This is a genomic window from Pseudonocardia oroxyli (assembly GCF_900102195.1).
Lineage (GTDB): Bacteria > Actinomycetota > Actinomycetes > Mycobacteriales > Pseudonocardiaceae > Pseudonocardia > Pseudonocardia oroxyli.
Map to the genome: position 1 here is coordinate 17694 of NZ_FNBE01000025.1, position 26579 is coordinate 44272.

23 protein-coding genes and 1 pseudogene are annotated in these 26579 nt (G+C 65.7%); 23 read left to right on the plus strand and 1 reads right to left on the minus strand.

Annotation, left to right across the window (positions count from 1 at the left end):
* Positions 1–4: 4 nt before the first annotated feature.
* From BLS43_RS27555 to BLS43_RS32225, 21 genes and pseudogenes are all read left to right on the plus strand, one after another.
* Positions 5–883 carry a 3-hydroxyacyl-CoA dehydrogenase family protein gene (locus BLS43_RS27555; protein ID WP_143030264.1) on the plus strand — a complete coding sequence of 293 codons (879 nt, stop codon included), beginning with the start codon at positions 5–7 and terminating at the stop codon, positions 881–883.
* A gap of 41 nt (positions 884–924) precedes the next feature.
* Entirely contained in the window at positions 925–1668 is a 744-nt protein-coding gene (locus BLS43_RS27560; RefSeq protein WP_281245878.1) for an SDR family NAD(P)-dependent oxidoreductase, read from the plus strand.
* Positions 1669–1856: 188 nt separating this feature from the next.
* Positions 1857–2930 carry a cytochrome P450 gene (locus tag BLS43_RS27565; protein WP_176921598.1) on the plus strand — a complete coding sequence of 358 codons (1074 nt, stop codon included), beginning with the start codon at positions 1857–1859 and terminating at the stop codon, positions 2928–2930.
* On the plus strand, positions 2927–3148 hold the full coding sequence (locus BLS43_RS32220; protein ID WP_093089632.1) for a ferredoxin: 222 nt from the start codon (positions 2927–2929) through the stop codon (positions 3146–3148). The genes BLS43_RS27565 and BLS43_RS32220 overlap by 4 nt, the downstream gene beginning before the upstream one ends.
* A 9-nt stretch (positions 3149–3157) precedes the next feature.
* Complete coding sequence (locus BLS43_RS27575; RefSeq protein ID WP_093089633.1) at positions 3158–4126, plus strand: enoyl-CoA hydratase/isomerase family protein; 969 nt, start codon at positions 3158–3160, stop codon at positions 4124–4126.
* Between the two features lie 32 nt (positions 4127–4158).
* Positions 4159–5082, plus strand: coding sequence for a phosphotransferase family protein (locus BLS43_RS27580; protein ID WP_176921599.1), 924 nt, complete (start codon positions 4159–4161; stop codon positions 5080–5082).
* Entirely contained in the window at positions 5079–5963 is an 885-nt protein-coding gene (locus BLS43_RS27585) for an IclR family transcriptional regulator (RefSeq protein ID WP_176921600.1), read from the plus strand. Before BLS43_RS27580 ends, BLS43_RS27585 begins: the two co-directional genes overlap by 4 nt.
* On the plus strand, positions 5960–7252 hold the full coding sequence (locus BLS43_RS27590; RefSeq protein WP_093089636.1) for a thiolase family protein: 1293 nt from the start codon (positions 5960–5962) through the stop codon (positions 7250–7252). Before BLS43_RS27585 ends, BLS43_RS27590 begins: the two co-directional genes overlap by 4 nt.
* Positions 7249–8034, plus strand: a complete 786-nt coding sequence (locus BLS43_RS27595; protein WP_093089637.1) for an enoyl-CoA hydratase-related protein — start codon at positions 7249–7251, stop codon at positions 8032–8034. The genes BLS43_RS27590 and BLS43_RS27595 overlap by 4 nt, the downstream gene beginning before the upstream one ends.
* Position 8035: 1 nt before the next feature.
* A complete protein-coding gene (locus BLS43_RS27600; protein ID WP_093089638.1) occupies positions 8036–9040 on the plus strand; it encodes an acyl-CoA dehydrogenase family protein in 1005 nt (334 codons plus the stop codon).
* Between the two features lies 1 nt (position 9041).
* Positions 9042–10166 carry an acyl-CoA dehydrogenase family protein gene (locus BLS43_RS27605; protein WP_093089639.1) on the plus strand — a complete coding sequence of 375 codons (1125 nt, stop codon included), beginning with the start codon at positions 9042–9044 and terminating at the stop codon, positions 10164–10166.
* 342 nt (positions 10167–10508) lie between these two features.
* A complete protein-coding gene (locus BLS43_RS27610; RefSeq protein ID WP_093089640.1) occupies positions 10509–12086 on the plus strand; it encodes a class I adenylate-forming enzyme family protein in 1578 nt (525 codons plus the stop codon).
* A gap of 478 nt (positions 12087–12564) precedes the next feature.
* Positions 12565–13401, plus strand: coding sequence for a DUF2889 domain-containing protein (locus tag BLS43_RS27615; protein ID WP_218130036.1), 837 nt, complete (start codon positions 12565–12567; stop codon positions 13399–13401).
* On the plus strand, positions 13401–14921 hold the full coding sequence (locus BLS43_RS27620; RefSeq protein WP_093089642.1) for an AMP-binding protein: 1521 nt from the start codon (positions 13401–13403) through the stop codon (positions 14919–14921). The genes BLS43_RS27615 and BLS43_RS27620 overlap by 1 nt, the downstream gene beginning before the upstream one ends.
* Before the next feature lie 110 nt (positions 14922–15031).
* Positions 15032–16358 (plus strand): annotated as a pseudogene (locus BLS43_RS27625) (IS1380 family transposase); the annotation flags it as partial.
* 556 nt (positions 16359–16914) lie between these two features.
* Positions 16915–17793: an FAD binding domain-containing protein gene (locus BLS43_RS27630; protein ID WP_093089644.1), complete on the plus strand. Its 879-nt coding sequence runs from the start codon at positions 16915–16917 to the stop codon at positions 17791–17793.
* A complete protein-coding gene (locus tag BLS43_RS27635) occupies positions 17790–18329 on the plus strand; it encodes a (2Fe-2S)-binding protein (protein ID WP_093089645.1) in 540 nt (179 codons plus the stop codon). The genes BLS43_RS27630 and BLS43_RS27635 overlap by 4 nt, the downstream gene beginning before the upstream one ends.
* Positions 18326–20695 (plus strand): xanthine dehydrogenase family protein molybdopterin-binding subunit, encoded by a 2370-nt coding sequence (locus BLS43_RS27640; RefSeq protein WP_176921602.1) that lies wholly within the window; start codon positions 18326–18328, stop codon positions 20693–20695. Before BLS43_RS27635 ends, BLS43_RS27640 begins: the two co-directional genes overlap by 4 nt.
* 31 nt (positions 20696–20726) lie before the next feature.
* On the plus strand, positions 20727–21554 hold the full coding sequence (locus tag BLS43_RS27645) for a mycofactocin-coupled SDR family oxidoreductase (RefSeq protein WP_093089653.1): 828 nt from the start codon (positions 20727–20729) through the stop codon (positions 21552–21554).
* 825 nt (positions 21555–22379) lie between these two features.
* Positions 22380–23159 carry an enoyl-CoA hydratase-related protein gene (locus BLS43_RS27650; protein WP_218130037.1) on the plus strand — a complete coding sequence of 260 codons (780 nt, stop codon included), beginning with the start codon at positions 22380–22382 and terminating at the stop codon, positions 23157–23159.
* Between the two features lie 632 nt (positions 23160–23791).
* Positions 23792–23926: a helix-turn-helix domain-containing protein gene (locus BLS43_RS32225; protein WP_425438584.1), complete on the plus strand. Its 135-nt coding sequence runs from the start codon at positions 23792–23794 to the stop codon at positions 23924–23926.
* Positions 23927–24339: 413 nt separating this feature from the next.
* Here the strand turns inward: BLS43_RS32225 and BLS43_RS29710 are convergent, their stop codons facing one another.
* Positions 24340–24579 (minus strand): hypothetical protein, encoded by a 240-nt coding sequence (locus BLS43_RS29710; protein ID WP_143030266.1) that lies wholly within the window; start codon positions 24577–24579, stop codon positions 24340–24342.
* Between the two features lie 237 nt (positions 24580–24816).
* Here BLS43_RS29710 and BLS43_RS27660 point away from each other — a divergent pair, with 237 nt between their 5' ends.
* A complete protein-coding gene (locus BLS43_RS27660) occupies positions 24817–25662 on the plus strand; it encodes an IclR family transcriptional regulator (protein WP_143030267.1) in 846 nt (281 codons plus the stop codon).
* 577 nt (positions 25663–26239) lie between these two features.
* The gene (locus BLS43_RS31430) at positions 26240–26557 is read left to right on the plus strand and encodes a transposase family protein (protein WP_245707880.1); all 318 of its coding nucleotides are present in this window, start codon (positions 26240–26242) and stop codon (positions 26555–26557) included.
* The last annotated feature ends 22 nt before the right edge of the window (positions 26558–26579 follow it).

A 26579-nucleotide genomic window follows, 5' to 3' on the forward strand; every position in this document is an offset into this window, starting at 1 on the left:
TCACGTGGCCGTCGTCGGCGGCGGAATCATGGGTCGTGGAATCGCACACGTGCTCGCCGTCAGGGGCGTCGGGGTCACCGTGGTGGAACCCGACGGGGCAGCCATCGACCGCGCACGGGGGGCTCTGCACACCGAACTCGACACTTTGCTGCGGCGCTCCCGCCTGACGGACTCGGAGGCCACGGAGATAACTTCTCGCATCGAGTGGACCAGCTCTCTGGAAGCTGCTGCCGACGGGAAGGCTGTGCTCATCGAAGCGGCGCCCGAGGTACTCGAGCTGAAATGCGACATCGTCTCGCGCGCTTCGAAGCTGCTGAGCAGTGACGGGTTCGTCGCCACGAACACTTCGGCCTTAAGCATCACACGAATTGCCGCCGCAGCCATACATCCCGATCGTGTGATCGGGATGCACTTTTTCAACCCGGTTCCTCGAATGGCTCTGGTCGAGGTTGTGCGCGCGACCCAGACATCCAGCGCTACGGTCAAGAAGTCCGAGATTCTGGGCCAGCTCATGGGCAAGACGGTCGTCCATGTTAAGGACAGCGCTGGCTTCGTGACGAGCCGGGTGAATGCACTGATCGGTAACGAGGCCTTTCGCATGCTGAGCGAGGGCGTCGCATCGGCAGCGGACATCGACGAGGCGCTTCGGCTCGGCCTCAACCACCCGATGGGGCCGTTCGAACTGGTGGACCTCGTTGGTCTCGACACGCGGCTCAGTGTGCTCAATCGACTACGTGACAGCCTGGGAGACCGTTTCCTGCCTTCACCTCTCCTCGTCAATCTCGTCGAAGCAGGAAGGCTAGGGCGTAAGGTCGGCCACGGCGTCTTCGACTACGACTTCGACGGCAAGCGCATCACGGACGAGGCGGGTGAGATCCGGTGAGTCAGCAGTTTACGACGTCGCTGAGTGGGCGCCGGTACCTTGTGACCGCCGCTGCAGGCGGAATCGGTTCCGCACTCGTGGACGTCTTGGCCGGTGCAGGTGCGCGGATCATGGCGGTGGACATCAGTGCTCGACGCCTCGACGGCCTTGCCGAGACGTGGGCCGCAAAGTGGGGGGGGCATGTCGTCACGCGGCGGGCGGACCTCGGGGTGGAGTCCGAGGTTGAGGGCGCTGTGGACGCCGCTGCCGAGCTCTTCGGCGGTCTCGACGGGCTCGCCAACGTGGCGGGGGGTATTCCCGGCTTCAGTGCGGAGAGCTTCGACCTCGCGATCGGCGCATTTGATCTCGTCACGTGGCGGAAATACTTCACCTTGAATGTCGAGACCGCATTCGTCGCGATCAGGAGGGCCGTCCCGGTCTTTGAGCGCGTAGCGTACGGAAAGGTGGTCAATGTGGCATCGATGGCCGCCTATGGGAACCACGATCAGATGGGGAACACGGCGTACGATACGGCGAAATCAGCTGTGCTCGGGATGACCACGTCCTTAGCTCGGACGCTCGGTCCGCTGGGTGTTCGGGTGAACGCGGTCTCCCCGGGCACGACGTTGAGTCCGATGATGCGAGAGAGCTTCGATCACCGGCAGCTCATGGAATACGAGATGCGCGCGCCCCTCCGGGCCGTCGGCAAACCGTCCGATGTTGCGGGGGCGATGGCATATCTGCTCGCCCCGGAGAGCGACCATGTCACCGGCGAGACTATTCGAGTTTCCGGAGGGTTACGATGACGCCGAATTCAGAAGAGAGGTTCGATGGCGGGAGTGCGCCCGTCACAGTCCTGAGCGATGACCTTCTTGCCGAGCACGTCGTCGAGGATCCGCACAGCTATTTCTCTCATCTGCGAGAGACTAGCCCTGTGCATTGGAATAAAGCATTTCGTGCTTGGGTGGTCACCAGGCACGCTGACTGTCTTGCGGTGCTCAAGAGTCCAAACTTCGCGGCGGATACCGTAAGTCCCTACTTCGAGAACCGGCTCAGTGAGCGGGAGCAGACCAAGTGGCGTCCGCTGTTCGATGTGCTCAGGACGTGGATCGTATTCAAGGACCCGCCAGACCACGCACGGCTCCGAGGTCTGATGCGAGGCGCCTTCACACCGCGAGTGGTCGAGGCGATCCGGCCGGCTGTCCAACGGATGGCCTCGACTCTGCTGCCGGCCGGTGAGGGCAGGCACGAGGTCAATCTGATCGAGGAGTTCGCCTTTCCCCTTCCGGCGTGGGTGATCTCGTCGATGGTTGGTGTCCACCAGGAAGACCTGTGGTTGGTCTCCGAGTGGTCGAAGGACATCGTCGAGGTCGCGCAGGGCAGCCTTGGATCGGGTGACCGGCGGCAGCGCGCTCAGACCGCGATGCTCGAGTTCCGCGAGTACCTGAGGCCGATCGTCGAAGATCGTAGACGAAATCCGCGGGATAACGACCTGCTGACGGAATTGATCACAGCCGAGACCGAGTCGCACCAGCTGACCGTCGATGAGTTGCTCGGCGGTGCGATCCTCCTCCTCGTCGCAGGTCACGAGACGACTCAGAATCTCCTCGCCAACTGTGTGATCGCGCTCGCTCGCAACCCTGAGCAGTACCGGAGGCTGAAAGAGGACAGAAGCCTCGTGCGCGGGACGGTTGAGGAGACTCTGCGCTTTGACGGGCCCGTCAAGAGCCTCCTGCGAGTGGCGGTTGATGAGGTCCAGATTGGCGCGGTCACTGTCGCGAAGGGTGACCGTGTGCTGATCTCGGTTGCTGGCGCCAACCGAGACCCGCGCAAGTTTAATGATCCGGATTTCTTTGATGTGGGCCGCGATGCTTCGGCGCAGCTTACGTTCGGTCAGGGCATCCATTATTGTCTGGGAGCGCCACTCGCGCGCCTCGAGACGCAGGAAGCGCTCAATTTGATCCTCGATCGGTACCGCAGCGTGCGGCTGCTCACTGACCGAATCGAGTACGATCCAAAGGTTATCGCGAGAACTCCGCTCAGCGTGCCCGTGGAGTTCACGTCATGAGTCGAGACAGGCCGAACGTCGTGCTCGATCGAGCGACATGTATCGGCTCGCAGACGTGCGTGCTGGTCGCTCCGCGCATCTTCACCACGGGCGACGAGGGACTGGGAAGGGTCAAGGACGACCACGACGGGGCCTGGGAAGACTACGAGAATGCTGCAGCCAACTGTCCGGTATCAGCAATCTCCGTGGCTCGGGCGGCGGCCGATGATGATGAATAGGGAAGCGCGATGAGTCGAGCGATCCTCAGCAAGTACGAGGACATCCGGTATGAGCAGGATGGCGCCTTGGCCATCATTACTATCGACCGTGAGTCTCGGGGTAACTCGTTCCGCAGGCAAACACTTGACGAGATGTATGACGCAATAACCAACGTCGGCGCACAGCGCGGTGTGAAGGCCCTTGTCGTGACGGGCGCGGGGCGTCGATTCTTCTCTGCCGGCGGCGACGTTGTCGAGTACGCGGGCAGCAACTACGACACCAACATGAATGAGTTCCGAAACTATCAGCGGACCATCGAGCGCGTCGCCCTTGAGCTGATCCATTGTCCAGTCCCGGTTATTGCGCGCGTCAACGGATTCGTCGCCGGTGGGTCGAACGTATTCCATCTGGCGGCGGATATATCGGTTGCCTCACGTGACTGTTTTATCCAGCAGGTCGGCACCAGGGTGGGCAGCGTTTCTGGGCTCGGACCCAATCAATGGTGGCCGTTGACGATTGGGGACAAGCGGGCCCGAGAGCTCATGGTGGCGGGACGACGAGTCGACGCGGCTACGGCGTATCAGTGGGGTGCCTTCAACGCCGTGGTCGACTACGCCGACCTGGACGATGAGGTCCTGCGCTGGGCCGAGATGATTACCCAAGGATTCCCTGATGCTGTTCGCTACACCCGGGTCTCGCTAAATGCAGCAAAGGAGCGCGGCATCAGAGAGATGACTCAGAATCGTGAATGGCTCCAATTGCACTTTCCCTCGATCGAGTCGTCTGAGGGTTTTCGTTCGTTCGCCGCCGGCCGTCCCGCCGACACGGGCCCGTCCTATCGCGGTGTCGACACCGGTCGGGTCAGCACGGCGCCGCACGGGGCCCTCGCCAAGAAATGCCAGAGTTGCGGGGCCGCCGGCCTCGCAGTGGAGCATTCCTTCTGCGGACTGTGTGGTGAGTCCATCGCTGACCCGGACGCGGCGGGACCCACCGGGTGATACTCGGACTCGAACCTGAGCTGAGCGCTGCGGTGGAGCAGATCGCCGGACGCCGTCAGTGGGTGGTTGAGGCGCCGACAGTATCTCGTCGACTGTTCGAGCTCTCGGCAGGCGATCGGCGTTGCTACCTGAAAGTGTATTCCGACGCCGACGCGATGGCGGCCGAAGGAGAAGGGTTGCGGCTGGCGAGGGCCGCTGGGCTCCTGGTTCCCGATGTCCTCGGACAGGCGACAACCGGACCTCGCTCGGTACTGGTCCTCTCAGCGCTGCTCGGGCCGTCCCTGGAAGAGTTCCTACTGGTGGAATCCCGTGCGGCCGTCGATGCTGTGGTGGTAGAGCTAGGAGCCCAACTGCGCCTCCTCCACGCCTCGACGAAGTCCGGATGGGGGCCACTTCGCCCGAACGCTGCCCAAGGCACTCCAACCTGGTCCGACTTCTTGAGACCGCCTCGCGAGGTCCTTGAGGACTTGGAGCTGAGCGTCCCGGCCGGCTTGCTCGCTCGGGCACTGGAGGCTGTCGACGACGCAGACACGACGACGCATGAGTCGGCTCTGGTGCACGGAGACTTTCGCCCTGCGAACGTCGTCGTGCTGCCGTCCGGTTCGGTAGGCCTTGTCGATTTCGAACACGCGATGATCGGCGATCCGCTCTGGGACCTCGCGTGGTGGCAGTCCTGCGAGCCGGGCGCCTCACTGGCGAGCCTTCTCAAGGGGTACGGACCGATGTCCTCGGTAGGCTCGTCGCCCGCGCGTCGCTTCCGCATCAATCGGATAGCCTGTGAGCTGTCGTTGCTCTCCGGCATCGAAAGGGACGATCCACGCTCGGCCGATCGTCTCGAGTTCCTCGTTTCCGAACTGTCAGACGACGTGGCGGGGTGGAGGGCATGCGCCGACAAGGACTATTCGAACGACGTCACTGCGAGTGTATCGCAGTCTGGTCGAGAGGACCAACGGTGAGCAACCTTTCTGAACCACGGGGCGCGTCGCGGGGGAGACGTCAAGGCTCCACCGAAAACGGCGATGTCGATGCGACTCAGTTCAGCGTCACCGTGGCCAAAGCTCTGTCTATTCTCGAGGCATTCTCTCCTGGCGGCCGGCCGCTCGGCAACGCGGAGCTCGTGGAGCGGACCGGTCTGCCGAAGCCAACTGTATCGCGTCTGACATACACACTGACGCGTTGTGGCTATCTTGTTTTTGATCTACGCCACCGGAACTATGAGCTCGGTCCCCGCTCTCTTCAGCTCGGAGCGATCGCCACTTCACGCATCTCCGTTCCCAGGATCGCGCGCCCGAAAATGGAGGAGCTCGGAGAACTGGGCTTCAATGTCGGACTCGGTCTTTGTGACGGTAATCAGATGTTGTACCTTGACGCGGTTGAAGGGAAAGCGCTCGTCGGTCTTCGCCTTTACGCGGGTTCACGTATGCCGGTACTGACAACAGCGATGGGGCGCGCATACCTCTGTGCGCTGCCCGAGCAGGCGCGTCGGGGTATGATCGCATCGTTGAAGGAAAGCGTCGATCCTGCTCGTTGGGATTTGGTTGAGCGAAAACTCGTTGAGAGCTTTGTGCAGTTCGACGAGCTGGGCTATTGTGCGAGCATGGGTGAGTGGCACTCTGATATCAATGGTGTCGCGGCTCCGATCCGCGGTCGTGAGACGTTCGTTCTGAACATCGGTGGCCCGGCATACAAGATGCAGGCGGAGGACATCATCGGGTCGCTGGGCCCCGCCGTCGCACGGGCCGCCCAGGAGATCGCCGCGCATGTGGACGTCGCCTCTGACAGCCCCAGCCGTGCACTTCTCCGAAACGCACGTGGCGAGGGTCAGGAGACCGCATGAGCGACGTCTGCATCGTCGGCGTCGGGATGACACCGTTCCGGAAGCATCCGACTGAGACTGTCAAGTCGTTGACGGCGGCCGCGGTGTCCGGCGCGCTCGACGACGCCGGGTTGTCGATGAGCCAGGTTCAGGCCGCCTGGTTCAGCAACACCCGGCAGGGAGTGTTCGAAGGTCAACACGGCATCCGTGGTCAGGTCGCCCTCCGCGCCTGTGGCTTCGAGTCCATACCGATCTTCAACACGGACAGCGCCTGTGCGAGCTCGAGCAGCGCGCTGTACCAGGCCTTCACGGCGGTGAAGGCAGGCCTCCACGACATCGTCCTGGTGGTCGGCGCCGAGAAGATGGTCTTTCCGGAGCGGCGTGCGGAGATGTTCGCAGCTTTCCAGGGCAGTTGGGACGTCGAGCTGGCGGACTCGCACATGGCTGCACTCCTTGCCCTCGGTGACAAGATCCCCGCCCCGGACGGTGAGGAGGTCGGGGAGAGGTCTGTGTTCATGGACATCTACGCCGCCATGGCGCGCTTCCACATGGCCACCTTCGGCACCACTCAGCGTGAGATCGCGGCCGTCGCTGCGAAGAACCATTCGCACTCCCGGTTCAATCCGAATGCGCAGTACCAGGTGCCTTACAGCATCGAGGAGGTCCTCGGCGACAAGTCGATCGCGTGGCCCCTGACGCGGTCGATGTGCGCCCCCATGAGCGACGGCGCGGCTGCTGCAGTCCTCGTCTCGAGCCGCGTCATGGAATCACTCGCTCTGTCCCGTCGCGCCGTTCACGTCCGAGGCATCGGTGCGAGCACCGGCAGCCCTCGGCAGCCAGAGGATGTCGAAGCACACCTCACCAGACGTGCCGCCGACCGCGCTTACGAGATGGCAGGAGCCGGACCAGAGGACATCGACGTCGCCGAGCTCCACGATGCGACTGCGTTCGCCGAGATCCTCCAGAGCGAGAACTGCGGCTTCGCTGCCTATGGTGAGGGCGGGCGGCTCGCAGTCACCGGACAGACCGCCCTTGGCGGGCGTCTACCGGTCAATGTGTCGGGCGGACTGCTGTCGAAGGGCCATCCGGTGGCGGCGACGGGTCTCGGTCAGATTCACGAGCTCGTCACCCAGCTCAGGGGCGAGGCGGGCAACCGGCAGGTAGACCACGCTCGAATGGCCCTTGCCGAGAACGGGGGAGGCTTCCACGGGATCGAGGAGGCCGCATGTGTGGTGACGGTCCTGGAAGCGGTGTCACCGCGGCGCCCCCCGGTGCTGCCGTCGAGCGCGGGTGAGGTGGTCAGCACGTGACGACTGATAGCAGCTGTCGGGTTGAGGTCGACGGCCGGATCGCACATCTCGTACTGGATCGCCCGCCGGTAAATGCGTTGAACGTTGCATTTTACGAGGAACTCATCGAGAGCTTGGGCGACCTTTCTCGCAGAGCCGACATATGTGTAGTTCTGCTGAGATCGGGTCACGACGGAATCTTCTCCGCGGGAGCGGACATCAAGGAGCTGCGCACTGTGGTCGACGCGGGTGACCGTGACGCCGACGAGCGGCGACAGCATTTTGCGCGTTCCGCGTATGACACTCTGATGAACCTGAACAAGCCGACGATCGCTGTGGTGAACGGTCCCGCTATCGGGGGAGGGGCCGTGTTGGCGGCGTGCTGCGATCTCCGCATCGGATCAGCGCGGACCACATTCCATCTCCCAGAAGTCAATATTGTTCGCTGCGGGGGGGCCCGCCACTATATGCGGCTCCTGCCGCAGGGAGTTCTTCGCCAGATGTACTTCACCGGCAGGCCGCTGACGGCCCATGACTCTCATCGCTTCGGCCTCCTCAACGACGTCGTGGAGCAGGGCGAGGAACTTCATCGCGCGCTCGAGCTGGCCGAGGAGATCGCGACGAAGAGTCCCCTCGCGCTCCGGACGGCGAAGGAGGCCTTGAACGCGATCGAGGAGCTGTCGGTCCTTGACGGCTACGCGCTCGAACAGTCCTACTCCGTTGCGTTGGGACGTAGCGCTGACGCCAAGGAGGCAGCGGCTGCCTTCCTCGAGAAGCGCCCCCCTGCATGGACCGGAGTGTGAGATGGACTTTCGACTCGACGAGCTGGACACGGATGTGGCACGGGCTGCCCGCGCCGCGTTCTCTGGCCGCCTCAGCCCGGAGCGTTGGACGCGTCCGGAGACGGGGGACGCAGGGTGGACGCTGCTCGGTGAGGACGGATGGCTCGACGCTGGGCTCGCGGACTCGGACATCGACGCTCCGGCTGGCCTGTCGGCGCTGACGATCATCGGGCGGGAGGCTGGGCGGAGCCTCGCGGGTGACGGCTTTGTCAACAATGCTGTCCTCCTGTCGCTCCTCCTGGACTCGGCATCGGACAAGCGCGGATCGGCCGAGCTTGTCGGGCGGCCTGGATTCTTGGTGGCCGACGCGCGCACCGAGGACATCACCGGCAGCTCGGCCGGGGCGACGTCCGTCTGTATGGGTGTCGAGCCCGGGATGTCCGCCTACCTCGTCACCCGGAGTGGCGAGATCCAACGCTGGCCCGCTCACGCCTGGACGTTCGAGCCGTTCGGATCCCTCGCGCTCGGCGCCGGAGCGGTGCGGCTGGCGGCCGACGTCGAGCCGGACTTCGTCGCGGAGATCGGTGGACCCGACCGTGAGGCTCTGCTGCTGATGGCGCGGACGGTGCATGCAGCAAGCCTCGTCGGGCTCGGGGAACATGCGTTGGCGGAGACGGTGGCGCACGTGCTCCGTCGTGATCAGTTCGGTGGACCGATCGGCCGCTTCCAGGCGATCAAGCACGGCCTCGCGGATGTCGCAGTCGCGCTCGAGGTCGCGTGGAACGCCGTCATGTACGCAGCGATGGACACCGATCAGGCATCGGTGTCCATCGCGCAGATCGAAGCCAGATCTGCTTCGGAGGCGGCGGCGAGGAGCATGACTCAGTACTTCGGGGGAATCGCCATCACCTGGGAGCATCCGGCCCATCTGTACTTGAAGACGGCTCTGGTCAGTGGGGCGAGGTTCCTGTCCGGCGAGATTGCGAACAACCGGGTCCTGGCCGCGTTGACGGAGGGAAGCCACTGACATGGACATGATCGAGAGTTCGGCCGAGGTCGATTTCCGGAAGGGGCTCCGCAAGTTCCTGTCCGAAGAGTTGCCGCAGGATCTACGGCACGCAAGCACGTTTGCGGGCCGCCTGGAGGCGGACCGGGTTCTGTCCCGAGGCGGCTACCTGGGTTACACGTGGCCGGAGCAGTTCGGCGGCCAAGGCGGATCGCCGGCGATCAGCGCGATCCTCGACGAGGAGCGGGCACTCGCGGGTATTCCTTCGGCCAAGTCTCCGTCGAGGTTCGGCGTCAACCTGCTCGGACCGACGCTGATGACCCACGGGACCCCTGAGCAGCTCGACGAGTTCCTCCCTCCGATTCCCCGTGCTGAGACGATCTGGTGTCAGGGCTTCTCCGAGCCGGACTCCGGATCGGATCTGGCCAGCGTGCGCGCGAGCCTCAGCGACCGCGGCGACCATTATGTCGTCAACGGGAACAAGACGTGGACCACGCTCGCCAATCATGCCGATTGGTGTTACGCCCTGGTTCGCAGCCAGCCTGATGCCCCCCGGCACAGGAACCTCGCCTTCGTGCTGTTCGACATGCGGCAGCCCGGCGTGGACGTTCGGCCGATGGTGCAGACGACCGGGGCATCAGAGTTCAACGAGATGTTCCTGACCGACGTCCGAGTGGAGAAACGACATGTCGTCGGAGCTGTGGATGAGGGATGGCGTGTCGCGCTCACCGTTCTGAACACTGAACGCTCTTACGGTCAGTTGAGCCGGTTCCGCCAGTACGAGGCGGAGCTGCGTCGGCTGTCCGCTCTGATCGCGCGCTCTGATCCGGCCAAGCCCGAGTGGCGCGCCCGTCTTGTCTCTCTCTCCGCCCATATCACAGGAATCCGCAACATCTCCTACAAGATCACCTCGACTGCCGAGGCCGGCGAGGACCTCGGAGCTCTCGCTTCGGTCGCGAAGCTGCTGTGGAGCACTACCCACCAGAGTCTCGCCGACCTGGGATACGAAGTCGCGATGGAGACCGGCGAGGATGCAGAATACTGGTTGAACCTGGAACTGGAGACCCGCGCGGAGTCGATCTACGCCGGTACGTCTGAGATTCAGCGAAACATCGTTGCCGAGCGACTCCTGGGCCTGCCTCGCTGAGTGCTCGCTCCGCGGGGTCCCGGCGCGGTCCGCCGGACGAGTGGCGTGAGGTGTGTTCCGCGGCCGGGTAGATGAGGCGACGGCCCCACGCATTTCCGACTCGCCAGGGACGTTGCACACCGCCAGTCGCTTCGGACGAAAGATGACTGATGGAAATCGTCTGCTCCCGTGGTGACGACCGCAACTGTGACAGCAGGCCGTGTTGGAGGCAGCGTTGAATGACATGCTGGCCGTCGAGAGCGTGAAGTGCAGGATTGTGAAAAGAAGGGCTCCCCTCGCCGCCCTGGCCTCTGAGGGGACGCTGCCGCTCCAGGCCGCGCTCCACCTCCTCGGGGGGATCGGATGAGCGAGGCCACCCTGCCTCCCTTCGACGAGCACGGCCTCGTCCGCTGGGCGCCGAAGGCGCCAACCGGGGGGCCAGGGACGGTCGCTGACGTACTCGATCCCGTACTGGCCTCCGCGCCGGACAGGCTCGCCCTGGTGGACGATGCAGGGGCGATGAGCTATGCCGAGCTCGACCGGCAGGTCAACCGGGTTGCGCGGGTTCTTCGTGCGAAGGGACTCCGGAGTGGCGACCGGATCGCGATGAGCCTGCCGAACTCTGCCGACGTCGTCGTCGGGTTCCTGGCTGCAATGCGGTTGGGCCTGGTCTGGGTCGGGATCAACGCCAGCCTCAGGCCGCCAGAGGTCGAGGCGATCCTGGAGGACAGCGACCCGACGATAGTGATCACCGAACCCGGTCGGCCGATTACTGCAGGCTGGCGCACGGTGCCTCTCGACGAGCGCTGGCGGGCACAGGTAGCAGCTGCGCCGGATACGCGCCCGGAAGGCATGATCGACCCGTACGCGCCCGCGGCGATTGCCTACACGAGCGGCACGACTGGCACACCGAAAGGCGCGGTGCACAGCCAGCACAACATTCTGCTGCCCGGCTTGATTCTCCTGCTCGATGACACGATCCCGGCCGAATCGAGGCAAGGCGTCGCCCTGCCACTGACGATTCTCAACCTGCAGATCCTGGGGCCGGTCGCGTCGTTCCTCGCCGGCGCGACATGCGTGGTGTTGAGCCGGATCGATGTCCTGGGTCTGGCTGAAGGCGTCCGCAGGCACGGTGTGGACCGGGTATCCGTTCCTCCCACCTCGGCGTACGATCTCTTGACTCGGCCGGACGTCATGGCTGAGGACCTCGCCTCCCTCGCCGAACTCAGGGTCGGCGGGGCAGCAGCACCGCCCGGTCTGAACGAGCGTTACCGTGCCCGTTTCGGACACTCATTCAGCACCAGCTACGGGCTGACCGAGGTGCCGACGTCGGTGACGATGGAGACTCGAGAACACCGGCCCGACGGCAGCGCGGGCCACGCACTCCGACACGTTCTGCTGAGGATCACCGATCCGGACGGGGTCGAGTTGCCCAGCGGGATGGAGGGGGAGATCCGGGTCGGACCTCGTCGTGAAGGGCCATTCGCTGACGTCTTCCGGCCGATGCTCGGTTACTGGAACCGGCCGGACGCAACCAGGCAGGTCCTCACCGGTGACGGCGAGCTGCGTACCGGGGATCAGGGCCGGATCGAGGCTGACGGATCGCTCGTGGTCGTGGGGAGGCGCAACGATCTGATCGTGCGTGGTGGGGCCAACGTGTATCCGGCGGAGGTCGAGCAGACGCTCTGCCGCCACCCTGATGTGGCCGAGGCCGCCGTGCTCGGACGTGCCGATGAGCGGCTGGGGGAGATCGTCGTGGCAGTGGTGCGACCACATGCCGGTGTGGCGCTGACGGAGGACGTACTACGAGCGTTCTGCGGGGAGCGGCTGGCTCGCTACAAGGTGCCGGCCGAGGTTCGGTTGGTCTCCGAGCTGCCGCGCAATGCGATGGGCAAGGTGGTCAAGAAGGAGCTGCGTGCGTGGCTCGAAGAACTGGCGTGACGCTGTTCGTCGAGACGGCGGTGGGGTTTCATCGGCCGGCCGCGTTGCTCGCGAGTCGATTCCTGTGGGGTTGGCGGCCGCGCTGTACCTCGTGCCGATGCGCTCGGGCGATGTGAAGCGGCCATACTGTACCACTTATCGTATCCGGTTCTACTCTCATCGAGAGCTACCCTCGTAGATCTTCCGTATCGGTGCCATCGGAGTAGTCTGCTCCTGAATCCACAGGCGCGGGCGGTCAACAGACGTCATTGCCGCGCCGAGACGGAGGTTGGCCCTCGTGGCGGGAGAGACAGAGCCGGTTGATCTTACCGGGGCACCGTACGTGCATGGGCCGGCCGAGGCGACTCCCCTCCGCCGACCCGATTCGGTGCGTCGTACTTTGTCGGTCGACAGCACATGGCCGGACGGGCGGGGCGGGCCCACTGTCGTGGTTGCCCGGGCGCGCGACCTGCACACCCGCCGGGACGGCCGCGGTGAGGTGCTTGCCGACGACACGCTGAGGGCGAGTCTCGCGCCGGACCGCACGATCGAGAAGATCGCGACAGATGCCGAGCGTCCTGGCGTCGCCCGGATCGGTGATCTGGTGGGCGCCCGTGGGGGCGGGAGGCTGCGGGACGCGCTCGCCACCGCAATGCCTGCCGAGGTTGCGGCCGGTACCCCGCTGCACCTCCTCGTCGACGACCTTGCGGGCGCGAGCCTCGTCGCCGGCTTCGCGTTCTCCGAGTGGACGGAGGACTGGATGCGCCCTCCGGGTGACAATGAGCGGACGGCTCGTCGCATGGAGGGGATCTGTACGGGTTTCCAGCCCGGTTCGCGTGCCCTGAACGCGGACGGCACGGGGCGTGCTGCCCATCGAATGCGTGCGGTCGCTCCTCTGCCCCGGCCCGACGATCCGTCCGGTTGGCATGAGCTCCCTGCTGATCGTCCCGTGGTGTCCGCACGACGCGCGCGAAGGATGGATCTGTGGCTGGCGGGCGAGGACGTCCTAGTGGACGCCTTCTTCCAGGACAGCGCTATCCGTCCTCAGGGTGGGCGAATCGCGGTCCACGAGTATCGCGTCGAGGCGCGTATCGAGCGGGCGACCGGGAACATCGCCGCCGTCGTTGCCGACCCTCGTGTGCTGCCCTATCTGGAATGCCCGTTGGCGGTGCTGACCGTCGACCGGATCGTCGGTACTCCGGCGACAGCACTGCGGCAGACCGTGCTCGACCGTCTTCGCGGTACCGCGGGCTGTACCCACCTGAACGACGTCCTGCGGGCGCTCGCTGAGGTGCCGCTCCTCGCTCGGGCCCTCAGTAGCTCGGGGAGTGGGTGATGCACCTGAGCGAGATCGCTGCCCGTCAGCCTGCCAAGCCGGCTGTCGTGATGCCCGACGGTCGCACTCTCAGCTATGGCGACCTGGACAGGGGAAGCCGCGCGGTCGCCCAGCTCCTCCGCGCCCACGACATCGGCCCACGTGAGCACGTCGCCGTGCTCACCGGCAACGTCCCGGAGTTCTTTACCATCGCGTTCGGCGCGCAGCGGGCTGGCGTGTACTGGACCCCGGTCAACTGGCATCTGACTCCTGGCGAAGCTGGGTACGTCGTGCGCGACTGCGGCGCCCGCGCCCTCTTCGCCTCGCCGCAGGTGGCCGCCTTGGCCGAACAAATAGCTGATGAGTCACCTGCGATCGAGGTTGCCTTCGTTACCGGCCCCGCCGGAATAGGTAGGTTTCTGGCGCTCGATCGCCTGCTCGAGACCGCGGTGTGTGAAGAACGGGTCGACGAGGTGGAAGGCACCTACTTCTTCTACTCGTCCGGGACTACCGGACTCCCCAAGGGAATCCTGCCGGACCATGATTTCCCTCCGTTCGGATCCGGTCTGCGAATTGATCACGCGATGGCGTCTGAATTTGGTTTCGACGCGGATTCGATCTATCTTTGTCCTGCCCCGCTCCACCACGCGGCGCCTGCAGGTTGGTCACTTGGTGTGATCCGGAACGGCGGAACAGTGGTGCTGCTCGAGCGATTTGAGCCGATGGCGTGCATTCGAGCAATAGAGCGATTTCGGGTCACCCACGCACAGTTTGTGCCCACCCATTTCGTGCGAATGCTGAAACTGCCCGAGGACGTGCGCAGTGAGGCGGGCATCACCAGCCTTCGGGTCGTCGTGCATGCAGCCGCGCCTTGTCCGGCAGACGTGAAGCGGGCGATGATCGAGTGGTTCGGGCCGAAGCTGTGGGAGTACTATTCGGGCAGTGAAGGTGCCGGAATGACCGCGATCTCCTCGCAGGACTGGCTCGACCATCCTGGCTCTGTCGGGCGGGCGGTGATGGGTCAAGTCCACATCGTCGACGAGGACGGCAACGTGTTGCCGCGAGGCGAGGTCGGCAGTGTCTACTTCTCCGGAGGGCGTCGCTTCGCCTATTTCAATGACCCCGACAAGACTGAGCGAGCATATGATCACCGTGGTTGGTCCACACTCGGCGACATGGGAAGACTCGACGAACAGGGCTACCTCTATCTGGCGGACAGACGGACCGATCTGATCATCTCTGGCGGGGTCAATATCTACCCTGCCGAGATTGAGGACGCGTTGGTGATGCATCCGGCCGTCGCGGATGTCGCGGTCATAGGAGTACCCGATCCCGAGATGGGCCAGTCGGTGCGAGCCGTCGTTCAGTTGATTCCAGAAATGAAGGCGGGGTCGGAGCTCATCGACGAGCTGACGGCCCACTGCCGTGGGCGCCTTGCGGGATTCAAGTGTCCGCGGTCGTTCGTATTCACCACCGAGCTGCCTCGTCTCCCCAACGGGAAGCTGCTGCGCCGACGAGTGCGCGAGAAGTACTTGGGTTGAGATCCTCATGGCGACGGTAGGTGACCCCCGAAAGAAGAAGTGCCTCGTGACCAGGTAGGACAGGGCTTGCTGAGGGCTCTGTTCACCGCGGTCGAGGAGGCACTTTCCGAGTGCAGGCCACAACCATCAGCCCGAAGATCATCGTGACCGCCGACGGGGCTGGGGTCGTGTCGCACGCCGGGTCCCGACTGCCGACGTCGCGGACCGCACCACCCTGACCGGCGGGTCGTCGCAGGTCCTGGGCGCGATGCGGCCGGGAGCTCGACATGATCCAGGCCGGATCCTGGTGGACCTGGCCGACGGCGACGGCGACGGCGACGGCGACGGCGACGGCGACGGCGACGATATCCGAGATCGATGTGCTGCGCGACCAGGGCGAGTTGTTCGGGGCGGTGGCGTCGGAGTCGACGTGCTGGCGGCTACTCGACCGCCTCGACGACACCGCACTCGCCCGGTGGCGGCGGCGCGGGCGAGGCCTCGCGAGGTGGTCTGGGACCAGCACGCCGAACGCCACGGCCGCCCGTTCCCGCCCGCGCGCGTGGCCGGCCAGGACCTGGACGTGCTGGTCCTCGACCTGGACGCCTCGATCGTGATCTGCCACTCGGAGAAGGAGCAGGCGGCGCCGACGTTCAAGCGGACCTTCGGCTACCACCCGCTGATGGCGTTCTGCGACAACACCTCCGAGTTCCTCGCCGGGATGCTGCGCCGCGGCAACGCCGGCGCGAACACCGCCGCGGACCACATCACGGTGCTCGACCAGGCGCTGGCTCAGATCCCCGACCAGCACCGCCACGGACGCAAGGTCTTGGTCCGAGCCGACACCGCCGGCTACACGAAAGCGATCCTGACCCACGTCCGCGACCAACGCGACAGGGCGGTGAGATGCGAGTTCTCCGTCGGATGGGCCATCACCGAGCGCGAACGCGCCGCCATCGCCGCAGTCCCGCGCAAGGTCTGGGCCGATGCGGCCGACGCCGACGGCGGCCACCGCGACGGCGCCGGACTGGCCGAGCTCACCGGGCTGCTGCCCACCGCCTCGCTCGACGGCCACCCGGCCGGAACCCGGGTGATCGCCCGCCGCGAACGCCCACACCCGGGCGTGCAGCTCGACCTGATGGTGACCCGCGACGGCTGGCGCCACACCTGCTTCGCCACCGACACCGCAGCCCGGCAGCTCGCGTTCCTCGATGCCCGACACCGCGCCCACGCCCGCGTCGAGGACCGCATCCGCACCGCCAAGGACACCGGGCTCAACCACCTCCCGTCCCGGACTTTCGCGATCAACAAGGCGTGGCTGTCATGCTCGCGGTCGACCTGCTTTCCTGGACTCTCAACACCTCGTCCTCGACGGGCTTCTCGCCAAGGCCGAACCAAAGACGCTGCGCTACCGGCTACTGTACGTCGCCGCCCGGATCACCCGAGGCGGACGCCGCACCTGCGATCCCGCAGGCCCGACCTGGAAACTCGAGACGATCATGGAAGCCAGATCAACTACCGATCCCCATGAATTGCCAGGGCCAGCACGCACGCATGCCGGAGCGCGCGGCGCTGTGCGGCTCCCGCCGATCCTGCTGGTCGTCTGCACAACGGCTGTGCGGGTTGGCGTGCGCCGACAACCGCGACATCTGCGTCGCGGCCTGCAACGCGTCGTTGCGGTGAGTACATGACTGCTCCGGGCCGGTCAACAGCCTGTGCTGTGCGCCCCACCGTCGATGAGACGGGTGGGCCGTTGTCGGGCCACCGCAGGTTCGACGCCGGACCGGTGGGCGACCTCTGTCCTCCTGGGCGAGGTGTCACCAGCACCGAGCTCATTTGTCGATACCGTTCCGGTAAGGCAATCGAAATGGCAGGATGTGTGTATGGATGGCACCGAGCCAGGGGGGCATGGCCTCGCGGCGTCGATGCTGCAGCAAGGTCCTGACGGACGAGGACGCGGCGGTCAGGACCCGAACCCGACGACGAGGTCGTCGTCGAGCAATGGCGGGAGAGTCGAGTGAAGCCTGCTCCGTTCGCCTACGAGGCGCCCACCACTGTGTCGGAAGCGGTGGACTGCCTCGCCTCGCACGGCGAGGAGGCGAAGGTCCTCGCTGGTGGTCAGAGCCTGGTACCGGTGCTCGCCCTGCGGCTGGCCCGGTACGAGGCCCTGGTCGATCTCAACCGGGTCGGAGAGCTGGACTATGTCCGTAGGGAGGGCTCGACGATGGTCATCGGGGCCATGACCCGGCAGGCCACCATCGAGCGCGACCCGACGCTGCGCGCCGCCATCCCTGTCCTCCGGGAGGCGACGCGCCTGATCGGGCACCCACAGATTCGGAACCGCGGAACACTCGGCGGTTCGGTCGCCCACGGCGACCCTGCTGCGGAGTACCCGGCCGTGGCCTTGGCGACGGATGCCACGATCACCGTGATCGGCCCAGCCGGACCACGCATCATTGAGGCGGCAGACCTGTACGACGGCCCGATGAGCACCACACTCGCTGAGGACGAGATCCTCACCGCGGTCGCCTTCCCCGTGTGGTGTCCCGGCAGCGGTTTCGCTGTCCGGGAGATGGCCCGCCGCGAGGGCGACTTCGCCACCGTTGGGGTCATTGCGGGGGTGACCTTGGCCGACGACCGGATCTCCCGCGCGGCTCTGGCGCTCTTCGGTGTCGGCGCCACCCCGATGCGCTTCCGACAGTTGGAGGGTGAGCTGCTAGGCGCCGACTTCCTGGCGGTCGACCCGACCGATTTCGGTGAGACCCTCGCGCAACGGCTCGATCCGCCGAACGATGTCCATGCCTCAACGGCCTATCGGACGCGCGTCGCCGCCCGGCTCGTGGCCGAGGCGCTCGACGCAGCCCTGGACACGGCCCGTCAGGAGACAACCTCATGAATGAGCACCGGATCGAGATCGTTGTCAACGGTCGCAAGCGCACCGCGTCGGTGGAACCCAGGAAGGTGCTGGCAGACGTCCTTCGGGAGGACTGCGAGCTGACCGGTACCCACCTCGGGTGCGAGCACGGTGTGTGTGGGGCCTGCACCGTTCTGGTGGACGGCGACGCGGTCCGGTCCTGCCTGATGTTCGGGGTGCAGGCGGACGGTGCCGAGGTCACCACGATCGAGGGGGTCGCCCCCGGCGGAGGGGAGCTGTCCGACGTCCAGGCCGCCTTTCGTGACTGCCATGGCCTCCAGTGTGGCTTCTGCACACCGGGGTTCGTGATCACGGTCCGGGCCTTTCTCGCAGAGAACCCCAGACCGACCGACGCAGAGATCAGGTCCGCGCTGAGCGGAAACCTGTGCCGCTGCACCGGCTACCAGGGGATTATCGCCGCGGTGCGTCAGGTGGTTCGCCAGCGGACGGGGCTGCCGCCGGGCGCGGAGCCACCTGCGTCGGACATTCGGCCGCCGTCGGTTCCGGTCGCGCCGTGAGCACCATCGGTGCGGAAGCGGCCCACGGTGTCGCAGGGCGTTTCGTAGGTCGGCCGCTCACCCGACGGGAGGACAGCCGGCTGGTGACCGGGCACGGCCGATTCGTCGAGGATGTGGTCTGGCCGGACACCTGGCACGTCGCGTTCCTGCGGAGCCCGGTCGCCCGCGGCCGGATCGTAGGCCTCGATGTGGAGGCGGCCCGCGCCCTCGACGGCGTGCGCGTGGTCCTGACCGCCGCCGAGCTCAATCCCCTGGTGCGGTCCTGGTGGCAGACAGCGGTGGGACCGGACGCACCCCAGCCTCCACGGCGCCTTCTGGCCGCCGAGGACGTCCGGTGGGTGGGCGAACCGATCGCGATGGTCCTCGCGACGTCGCGGTACGTCGCCGAGGACGCCCTCGAGCTCATCGAGCTGGATGTCGAGGAGCAGCCACCGGTGATCGCCGACCACCTGGATCGCTGGAAGGTCGAGGGTGAGGTCGGGCTCGTCCATCCGGAGCTGGGCACCAACGTGGCGGCCCAGGTCCCCTCGCCTGACCGCGGAATGCCGATGGGCAACGCGGCGCTGGACGATGTGCTCGGCACCGCGCCGCACGTCTTCGACGAGACCTTCCATCAGCATCGCTACCTCTGCGTGCCGATGGAGGCCCGCGGCATCCTCGCTCGCTGGGATCCCTACCGTGGCCGCATGGAAATCGTTGCTGCCACGCAGGGCGCGCACGAGGTGCGCGCCTCGACAGCCCGCCTGTTGGGTATCGACGAGACCCAGGTGCACGCGTCGGCCGAGGATGTCGGTGGTGGTTTCGGGCAGAAGATGTATATGTCCACCGAGGACCACTGTGTCGTCGCCGCAGCCTACCGGGAGGAGTGCGCCGTCCGCTGGATCGAGGACCGGAACGAGAACCTGGTGGCGGGAGGTCACGCCCGAACCGAGGACATGCGGTTGCAGGTCGCCACTGACGAGACCGGCCGAATCCTCGGGATAAAGGCGCACCACGTCGAAGACGTGGGCGCTTTCCCGACGCCCGGAGTGGGCTCCAACGCGAAGCTGGCTGCGGCCTACCTGCCCGGTCCGTACGACATCGGCCAGTACTTCTTCAGCGGCGTGGCGACGTACTCGAACACGAACGGGAAGTGTGCGTACCGCGGGCCCTGGATGATGGAGACGGTGGCGCGCGAGCAGATGATGGACATCGTGGCGGTCGAGCTGGGTATCGACCCGCTCGAGTTCCGGAGACACAACATGATCACTTCGGATCGGTTGCCCTTCACCACGAGCTCCGGCATGGTCTACGAGACCGTCACCCCGCGCGAGACGCTCGACCAGGTCGCCGAGCTGATCGACTACGAGGGGTTCCGGGCCGAGCAGGCGGCGGCTCGGGCCGACGGACGGCTCCTGGGGATCGGACTGGCCGCCTACATCGAGGGATCGCCGGGTTTCGGCGTCCTCGGCGCGGAGCAGGTCTCGCTCCGGATCGACTACGACGGCAAGGTCCTCGCCTCGACGGGGAGCGGCAGTCACGGCCAGAGCGTGGAGACGACCGTCGCGCAGGTGGTCGCCGACTCGCTGGGAGTGGACTACGAGGACGTCCGGGTCGTCCAGAACGACACCGCGGCCTCCCCCTTCGGATCGGGAACCGGCGGCAGCCGCACCGCAGCGGTGTTCGGGGGCGCGGCTCGTCTGGCGGGGGAGAAGCTGCGGCGCAAGGTGCTGCGGGTGGCCGCTGTCGCGCTCGAGGCGGATCCAGAGGATCTCGAGCTCGACCTGGGTGTTGTCAGGGTGAAGGGCGCCCCAGCGGTGGCGCTGCCGATGGCGCAGGTCGCGGCGATGGCCTACGCCGGACACGCGGCGTTCCCCCCGGACCTCGAACCCGGTCTCGAGGCCGCGCACCGCATCAAGGCCCCGACGTTCATGTTCTCGAACGCCGCGCACGCTGCCGTGGTCGAGGTGGATCCGGGAACAGGACAGGTCCGCGTGCTCCGCTACGCGGTGAGCGAGGACTGCGGGAACATGATCAACCCCATGGTCGTCGAGGGCCAGATCGCGGGTGGGGTCGTGCAGGGCATCGGTGGCGTCTTCTACGAGCACTTCGTCTACGACTCCACGGGTAACCCACTGACTACCACGTTCATGGACTACTTGCTCCCGACTGCGGCCGACGTACCGGAGATTGTGTACGGGCACGTCGTCACGCCGTCCACCACACCCGGCGGGTTCAAGCCTGTTGGTGAGGGCGGCGCCATCGTGTCGCCGCCGGCGCTGATCAACGCCGTGCGCGACGCATTGCGCCCGTTCGGAGCCAGACTGACCGCGCAACCGCTGACCCCTGCCGTGCTGCTCGACATCATCGAGGGGAATACCCGCTGAAGTGGGCGGGCATCACGAAAGGACATTTACCTTGGGTTCGCTCGACGGCCGAGTTGCCTTCATCACCGGAGTGGCGCGCGGGCAGGGCAGAGCCCACGCGGTCCGGCTGGCACGCGAGGGCGCTGACATCATCGGTGTCGACGTCTGTAGGGACTACCCGCACATGAACTACCCCAACGCCAGCACCGCGGACCTGGAGGAGACCGTCCGGCTCGTCGAGGCGTTGGACCGGCGAATCGTCGCCAGACAGGCGGACGTGCGGGACTACACCGAGCTGAAGGCGGCCTTCGACGAAGGGTTCGTCCAGTTCGGCAGGGTCGACATCATCATCGCCAACGCAGGCATCATCCGGCTGGGCGACGAGCAGGACTTCCTTGCAGAGTGGAAGGAAGTCATCGACACCAACCTGACCGGCGTCTACCACACCGTGCGGGCGGCGCTCGACGCACTGACACAGGGAGGACGCGGCGGCTCGATTGTGATCACCAGCTCCACCGCCGGTCTCAAAGGGACCGGTTCCCCTTTCGCCAGCAACCAAGCCTATGCCGCCGCCAAGCGCGGACTGGTCGGCTACATGCAGTGCCTTGCGAACGACCTCGCTCCCAAGATGATCAGGGTCAACACCATTCACCCGACTGGGGTGGTGTCCGGCATGACGATGAACGAACCCATGCAGAGGCTGACGACCGAAGCCGCCTCCGGGAGTAGGAACGCCATCTCGGCCATGAAGAACGCGCTGCCCATCGAGATTCTGCAGGCCGAGGACATCGCGAATGCCGTCGCATGGCTGGTCTCGGACGAGGCGGCATTCATCACCGGAGTGCAACTGCCGCTCGACGCCGGATTCTCGGTTCGCTGACGGGCGCGGCTCGACCGCACCCGGACCTCGCCACCGACCGACCTGTCGAGGATCGACGCCCACGGCGGATCAATCAGCTCCGCTCCCGGACCGAGGGCAGCTTGTGAGCGGTTCGGCCGGCACCCGGTTGTGGCCGAACCGGGTCCTCGGCCAGGAATAGTCCCGGACGAACCGGGAGGGAATGACCCGGTGACCACCAGGGCCCAGGACCGAGTGCGGTTCGTCCTCTTCGATCGCCCAGATCCGCAACCCGTTCGACGGGCAACGTCCCCGCTGATCGTGTGCACGATCTCTACGGCCGCCTCGGCGACACGCCGTCCGGCTGGCGAAGCCGCCTGAGATGGGCTGTCGTGGAAGTTGGCCTCGAGCAGAACGGGGGCCCGATGCGCCGACGACTGGATGCACGAGGCCGGCTTGGCTGAGGCGTTCCAGTCGATGGCAGCGGCCGTGTCGGACGTATCAGAACCGAGAGAATAACCGGAAGGTTTGCAGTATACTATGTCAGATGCTGCCAGGTCCTGTGTCACGTTCGGTCGACGCCCTCGGGCCACTGGCCCAGGTAGCTCATAGGAGTCGTCGACGTGGCGGCTCTGCTGGTAGGAGAAGGGGCCCCGCGGCCAGTGGATGCTGTCGCGACGCGCGAGTCGCATATCCGCTTCTCGGTCGGCCTGGTGCGCAGATCCCGGCACGGTGTGCCCACGCAGTACTCGCCCTGACCGATCCGCTGGTCGCCGGAATGGCGACCGACCGCCGAAACCTGGGTTGCGCTGCAACAGCGGGAGACCGGGGTGCGGTCCGACCCCGACACCGATGGAGGAGACACAGATGGCGGAACTTGAGGTGGAACGCCGCGGCTCGGTGCAGATCCTGCGCATCAACCGGCCAGAGGCGCGAAACGCGTTGAATACCGATGTTGTTGTTGGTCTCGGTACGGAGATCGAGAAGGCGGACGACGATCGCGAAATTCGGTCGATCGTGCTGACCGCTACGGGTGACAGGGCCTTCTGCGCGGGAATGGACCTGCGTGGCTTCGCCGAAGGACGAAACGGCGCACGCTCGCCGGAGGATGAGCGGGGTCTGGCCGCCTACCAGCGTTTCGTGCGCAAGGGGGTGGGTACGCCAGTGATCGGTGCGGCCAATGCGACCGCCGTGGCGGGTGGCTTCGAGCTCCTCTTGGCCTGCGACATGGTGGTCGCCTCGTCTACAGCTCGGTTCGGTCTCCCCGAGGTCAAGCGGTCATTGTTCGCGGCGGGTGGGGGTGTCTTTCTCGGTGGTCGTATTCCCTTGGCGATCGCTCTCGAGCTTACGCTCACCGGTGACTACGTCGAGGCCGAGCGCGCCTACCAGCTCGGACTTATCAATCGTGTGGTCGGACCTGAGCGGGTACTGGAGGAGGCGATCTTGCTGGCCGAGGTCGTTGCGGCGAACGGCCCACTCGGCGTTCGGGCGACCAAGCAGTTGGTGAGGGCTGCCGCGGGGGCGCCGGCTGATGACGTGTGGCGGATGCAGGATGCTATTCAGCCGTCCGTCTTCGCCAGCGTCGATGCCAAGGAGGGTGCGTCTGCTTTCGTCGAGAAGCGCGCTCCCGTCTGGCAGGGTCGCTGAGCGTTCTGGTGTGGCCTTCCCCGTTGGGCGGACTCCGACCTCGAGTCGGTTCTAGCCGGCTGGGAAGGATGCCGTTGTGCCTGCTTCTCATCCGCCGGAATTCCGGCAGCGCGCGGCCGAGCACGCCCGTGTCGGCGAGCGGCCGGTGCCCGGGGTCGCCTGGAGTCTCGGGATCAGCAAGTCGTGCCTGCGCAACTGGATGCGGCAAGACGAGATCGACACCGGAGAACGGCTCCGCCTGAGCTTGGGCCAACCCCGCTGAGCTGACCGAGCTGCGCCGGGAGAAGAGTCGTCTGGAGCTGGAGAACGAGCTCCTCAAACGCGCCGCGGCGGATTCAACTGGTCGTCGCAAGACTCGATTAGGAGGTGTGGGGTGGGGCGTCAGCCAGGGTGGATGGTCTCGCAGGCGGGGCGTTCGGCGATGTGGTCTCCGGGCACCGCCGATCCGCCGGGGTCTGGAGCGGGTGCTCTGGCACAGGGTCGCGGTTGGGATGATCAGTGAGGACGCCGCTGTCGGCGTGTCGGGCGCTGTCGGGTCGAGGTGATTCCACGCCCGTGGCGGCATAGCGAAGTTCCTGATCACTCCGGTCACCGGCAGCACCCTCTCGTTCGACGAACGTGAGATCGCAGCGCTGCTCACGGCCCGGGGCGCCGGGGTGCGGGAGACCGCCCGGCAGCTGGGCCGTCACCCCTCGACGGTGTCACGCGAGCTGCACCGCGGCCCGCTGCGTGAAGTTGGGGTATCGGGCCTCGGTCGCGCAGCGTAAGGCCGAGCTGATGGCGCGCCCCCGAAGGCGGCCAAGCCCGGGCGGACATTCTCAGTAGGCGAGCACAGTGCGACGCGACCTCAGCCACCTCCGACCCGCCCGGGCACGCACAGTCTTCGGATGGCGCCCTAATCGTCGAGGTGAATCTAAGCCCTCCCTGAGCGACTACGGTGCTGAGGCCATGTGCGATGCTCTCGCCATTCAGGCCACCGGATTGCCCGAACAGCTGCGGCGGTCACTGACGTGGGACCACGGCAAGGAGTTCACCCCGCCCGCCCGGTTCACCATCAGCACCGGCGTCGCGGTCTCTTTCGCAGACCGGCACCAGCCCTGGCAGCGCGGCACGAACGAGAACCCCAACGGCCTGCGGCGCCTGCACTTCCCCGGAGGCACCTACTTTCACCGAACTTGCTTCAGCTTGTCGTTCCCGCGACCCTCTTGCGCGGGGCGCGTCCTGCCCTGCGGGCCGTTGAGCCGCTGTGGTCAAGCCGGTGCTTGCGCGCGGTCACCTCTGCACAAACGTTGTGGTGGTGGGCGACGATATCGAACTCCTCGGTTCCGAGCACATCATGGCCGGCGACCCCATATGAGACGTAGCCTGGTGGCACCATGTCGAGGATCCTCCAGTTGCCCGGCACCTGGTGGATCACCACCTAGCACCTCCTGGGGGCCGACCGAAGTCCAGCGCATCTATGCACACATCTCGTTCCTACTGAGCGGGTCCCGGGGATTGATGCGGCCAATCCACTCACGGTCGGCTCCCGACCCGATGTCCTGTAGGAAGTAGAGCACGAAATGAACGCTGACACCAAGAGAAGTGGGTGTCGTACAGGCCAGGTACCGCTACTGCGTGGCACCGTTCCCGGTAAAGGAAGATCCCAGTGACAGAGATGACGACCGACGAGCGGCCGTCCGCGAAAGGCCGCCGACGGAGTGCCGTCAGCGGCAGAGACGTGGACGACACGCAGTTCAGCGTCACCGTGGCCAAGGCGTTCTTGATCCTGGAGGCATTTTCGGCAGGCGGGCGTTCACTCGGGAACGCGGAATTACTTGAACGCACCGGTCTGCCGAAGCCGACCATTTCACGCCTAACGTACACCCTGATGCGTTGCGGATATTTGGTCTTCGATCAGCGCCATCGGGTTTACGAGCTCGGTCCGCGATCCCTGCAGTTGGGTGCGGTCGCCACGTCCCGGATGTCGATCCCCAAGATTGCGCGGCCGAAGATGGAAGAACTCGGGGAGTTGGGGTTCAACGTCGGACTCGGATTGTGCGACGGAGACCACATGCTGTACATAGACGCGGTCGAGGCCAAGTCGCTGATCGGACTCCGCCTGTACGCGGGTTCACGCATGCCTGTCGCAACGACAGCGATGGGCCTCGCCTATCTAGCCAGCTTGTCGCCGGGGGAGAGAGCCGAAAAGATCGCGTTCCTGAAGGAGTCATCCGATCCGGAGGTGTGGACTCAAACGGCGCGCGGAATTGAGCGGGCACTTGCCGAGTACGCCGACAGGGGATATTGCTCCAGTCTCGGCGAGTGGCGCCGAGACATCCACGGTGTCGCGGCAGCGATTCGTGGACGAGAGACCTTTGTCATCAACATCGGTGGGCCAGCTTACCAAATGCCGGAGGATTTGGTGCATGAATCGTTGGGCCCGGCGGTCGCGTCAGTTGCACAACAGATCACAGGATACCTGGAGGACGCGTCAGACGCGATGGGCGGACCGGCGATCTGACACGTTCAATGAATTGATGGATGAAATTGTGCGCGGGCCAGCATTGCCGGGTTGCATTCGCATCCAGGATCCCGACGAGATGACGACTACCACCGCACTTCTTTCGGCACTCGGCTGCCGGGATTGTCAGCACGACCGTGACCAGCTAATCGACAGTACAGAAATCAGCTGGGAAACACCCCTTCTCTCTCCCTATCGGTACGGCACTGGCCAAGCGGAAATTCGAGGGTCGTTTGGCATCAGACAGATTCTTGCCGCACGTCGGCTTCCTTGGCCTGAAGTGCCAGACACCGACAACGCGGGGTCAGTGAGCCCTTTCCATACATCACCGAGGCCGTCGAGTTGCTCGCTGCGCTCGCCCGACCCTGGCCAAGACGGTGGCCGTGATCACCGCGAAGGCCTTCGTGATCCTCGACGGGACGCCGCTGCGGATCGACCGGGTCGGGATGGGCTCGAGACGAGACCGCCCCTACTACTCAGGGAGACACAAGGCCCACGGGAAAACCGTGCAGGTCATCGCGGACCGGCCGGCAGGTTGGTGTGGGCTTCACCCGCACTTCCGGGCGCTCGGCACGACATGGGCGCCGCGCGCGACCACGGCATCCTCGACGCCCTGACCTACGCTCGCGTGAAGGTGATCGCGGACAACGGCTACCGCGGGTCCGGGTTCGAGGTCCCGCAGCGCCGGCGACCGAAGGACCCCGAGACCGGCAAGCGCCGCAAGCTCTCCCGTGACCAGCGCGACGTGAACACCGCGCACGCCCGTCAACGCGGCCCCGGCGAGCGCGCGAACGCCCAGCTCAAGACCTGGCGAGTGCTCCGCAAGATCCGCTGCTGCCCACGCCGGGTCACCGACTTGGTCAAGGCAGTCCTGGGCCTCATCCACGTCAGCTGACGCCAAGTGGAAAGGCCTCACT

Excerpts from the sequence above, each read along its gene's own strand:
- BLS43_RS32220 (WP_093089632.1), top strand. The coding sequence starts at position 2,927 with ATGAGTCGAGACAGGCCGAACGTCGTGCTCGATCGAGCGACATGTATC.
- BLS43_RS27575 (WP_093089633.1), top strand. The coding sequence starts at position 3,158 with ATGAGTCGAGCGATCCTCAGCAAGTACGAGGACATCCGGTATGAGCAG.
- BLS43_RS27590 (WP_093089636.1), top strand. The coding sequence starts at position 5,960 with ATGAGCGACGTCTGCATCGTCGGCGTCGGGATGACACCGTTCCGGAAG.
- BLS43_RS27600 (WP_093089638.1), top strand. The coding sequence starts at position 8,036 with ATGGACTTTCGACTCGACGAGCTGGACACGGATGTGGCACGGGCTGCC.
- BLS43_RS27605 (WP_093089639.1), top strand. The coding sequence starts at position 9,042 with ATGGACATGATCGAGAGTTCGGCCGAGGTCGATTTCCGGAAGGGGCTC.
- BLS43_RS27610 (WP_093089640.1), top strand. The coding sequence starts at position 10,509 with ATGAGCGAGGCCACCCTGCCTCCCTTCGACGAGCACGGCCTCGTCCGC.
- BLS43_RS27620 (WP_093089642.1), top strand. The coding sequence starts at position 13,401 with ATGCACCTGAGCGAGATCGCTGCCCGTCAGCCTGCCAAGCCGGCTGTC.
- BLS43_RS27635 (WP_093089645.1), top strand. The coding sequence starts at position 17,790 with ATGAATGAGCACCGGATCGAGATCGTTGTCAACGGTCGCAAGCGCACC.
- BLS43_RS27650 (WP_218130037.1), top strand. The coding sequence starts at position 22,380 with ATGGCGGAACTTGAGGTGGAACGCCGCGGCTCGGTGCAGATCCTGCGC.
- BLS43_RS27660 (WP_143030267.1), top strand. The coding sequence starts at position 24,817 with ATGACGACCGACGAGCGGCCGTCCGCGAAAGGCCGCCGACGGAGTGCC.
- BLS43_RS31430 (WP_245707880.1), top strand. The coding sequence starts at position 26,240 with ATGGGCGCCGCGCGCGACCACGGCATCCTCGACGCCCTGACCTACGCT.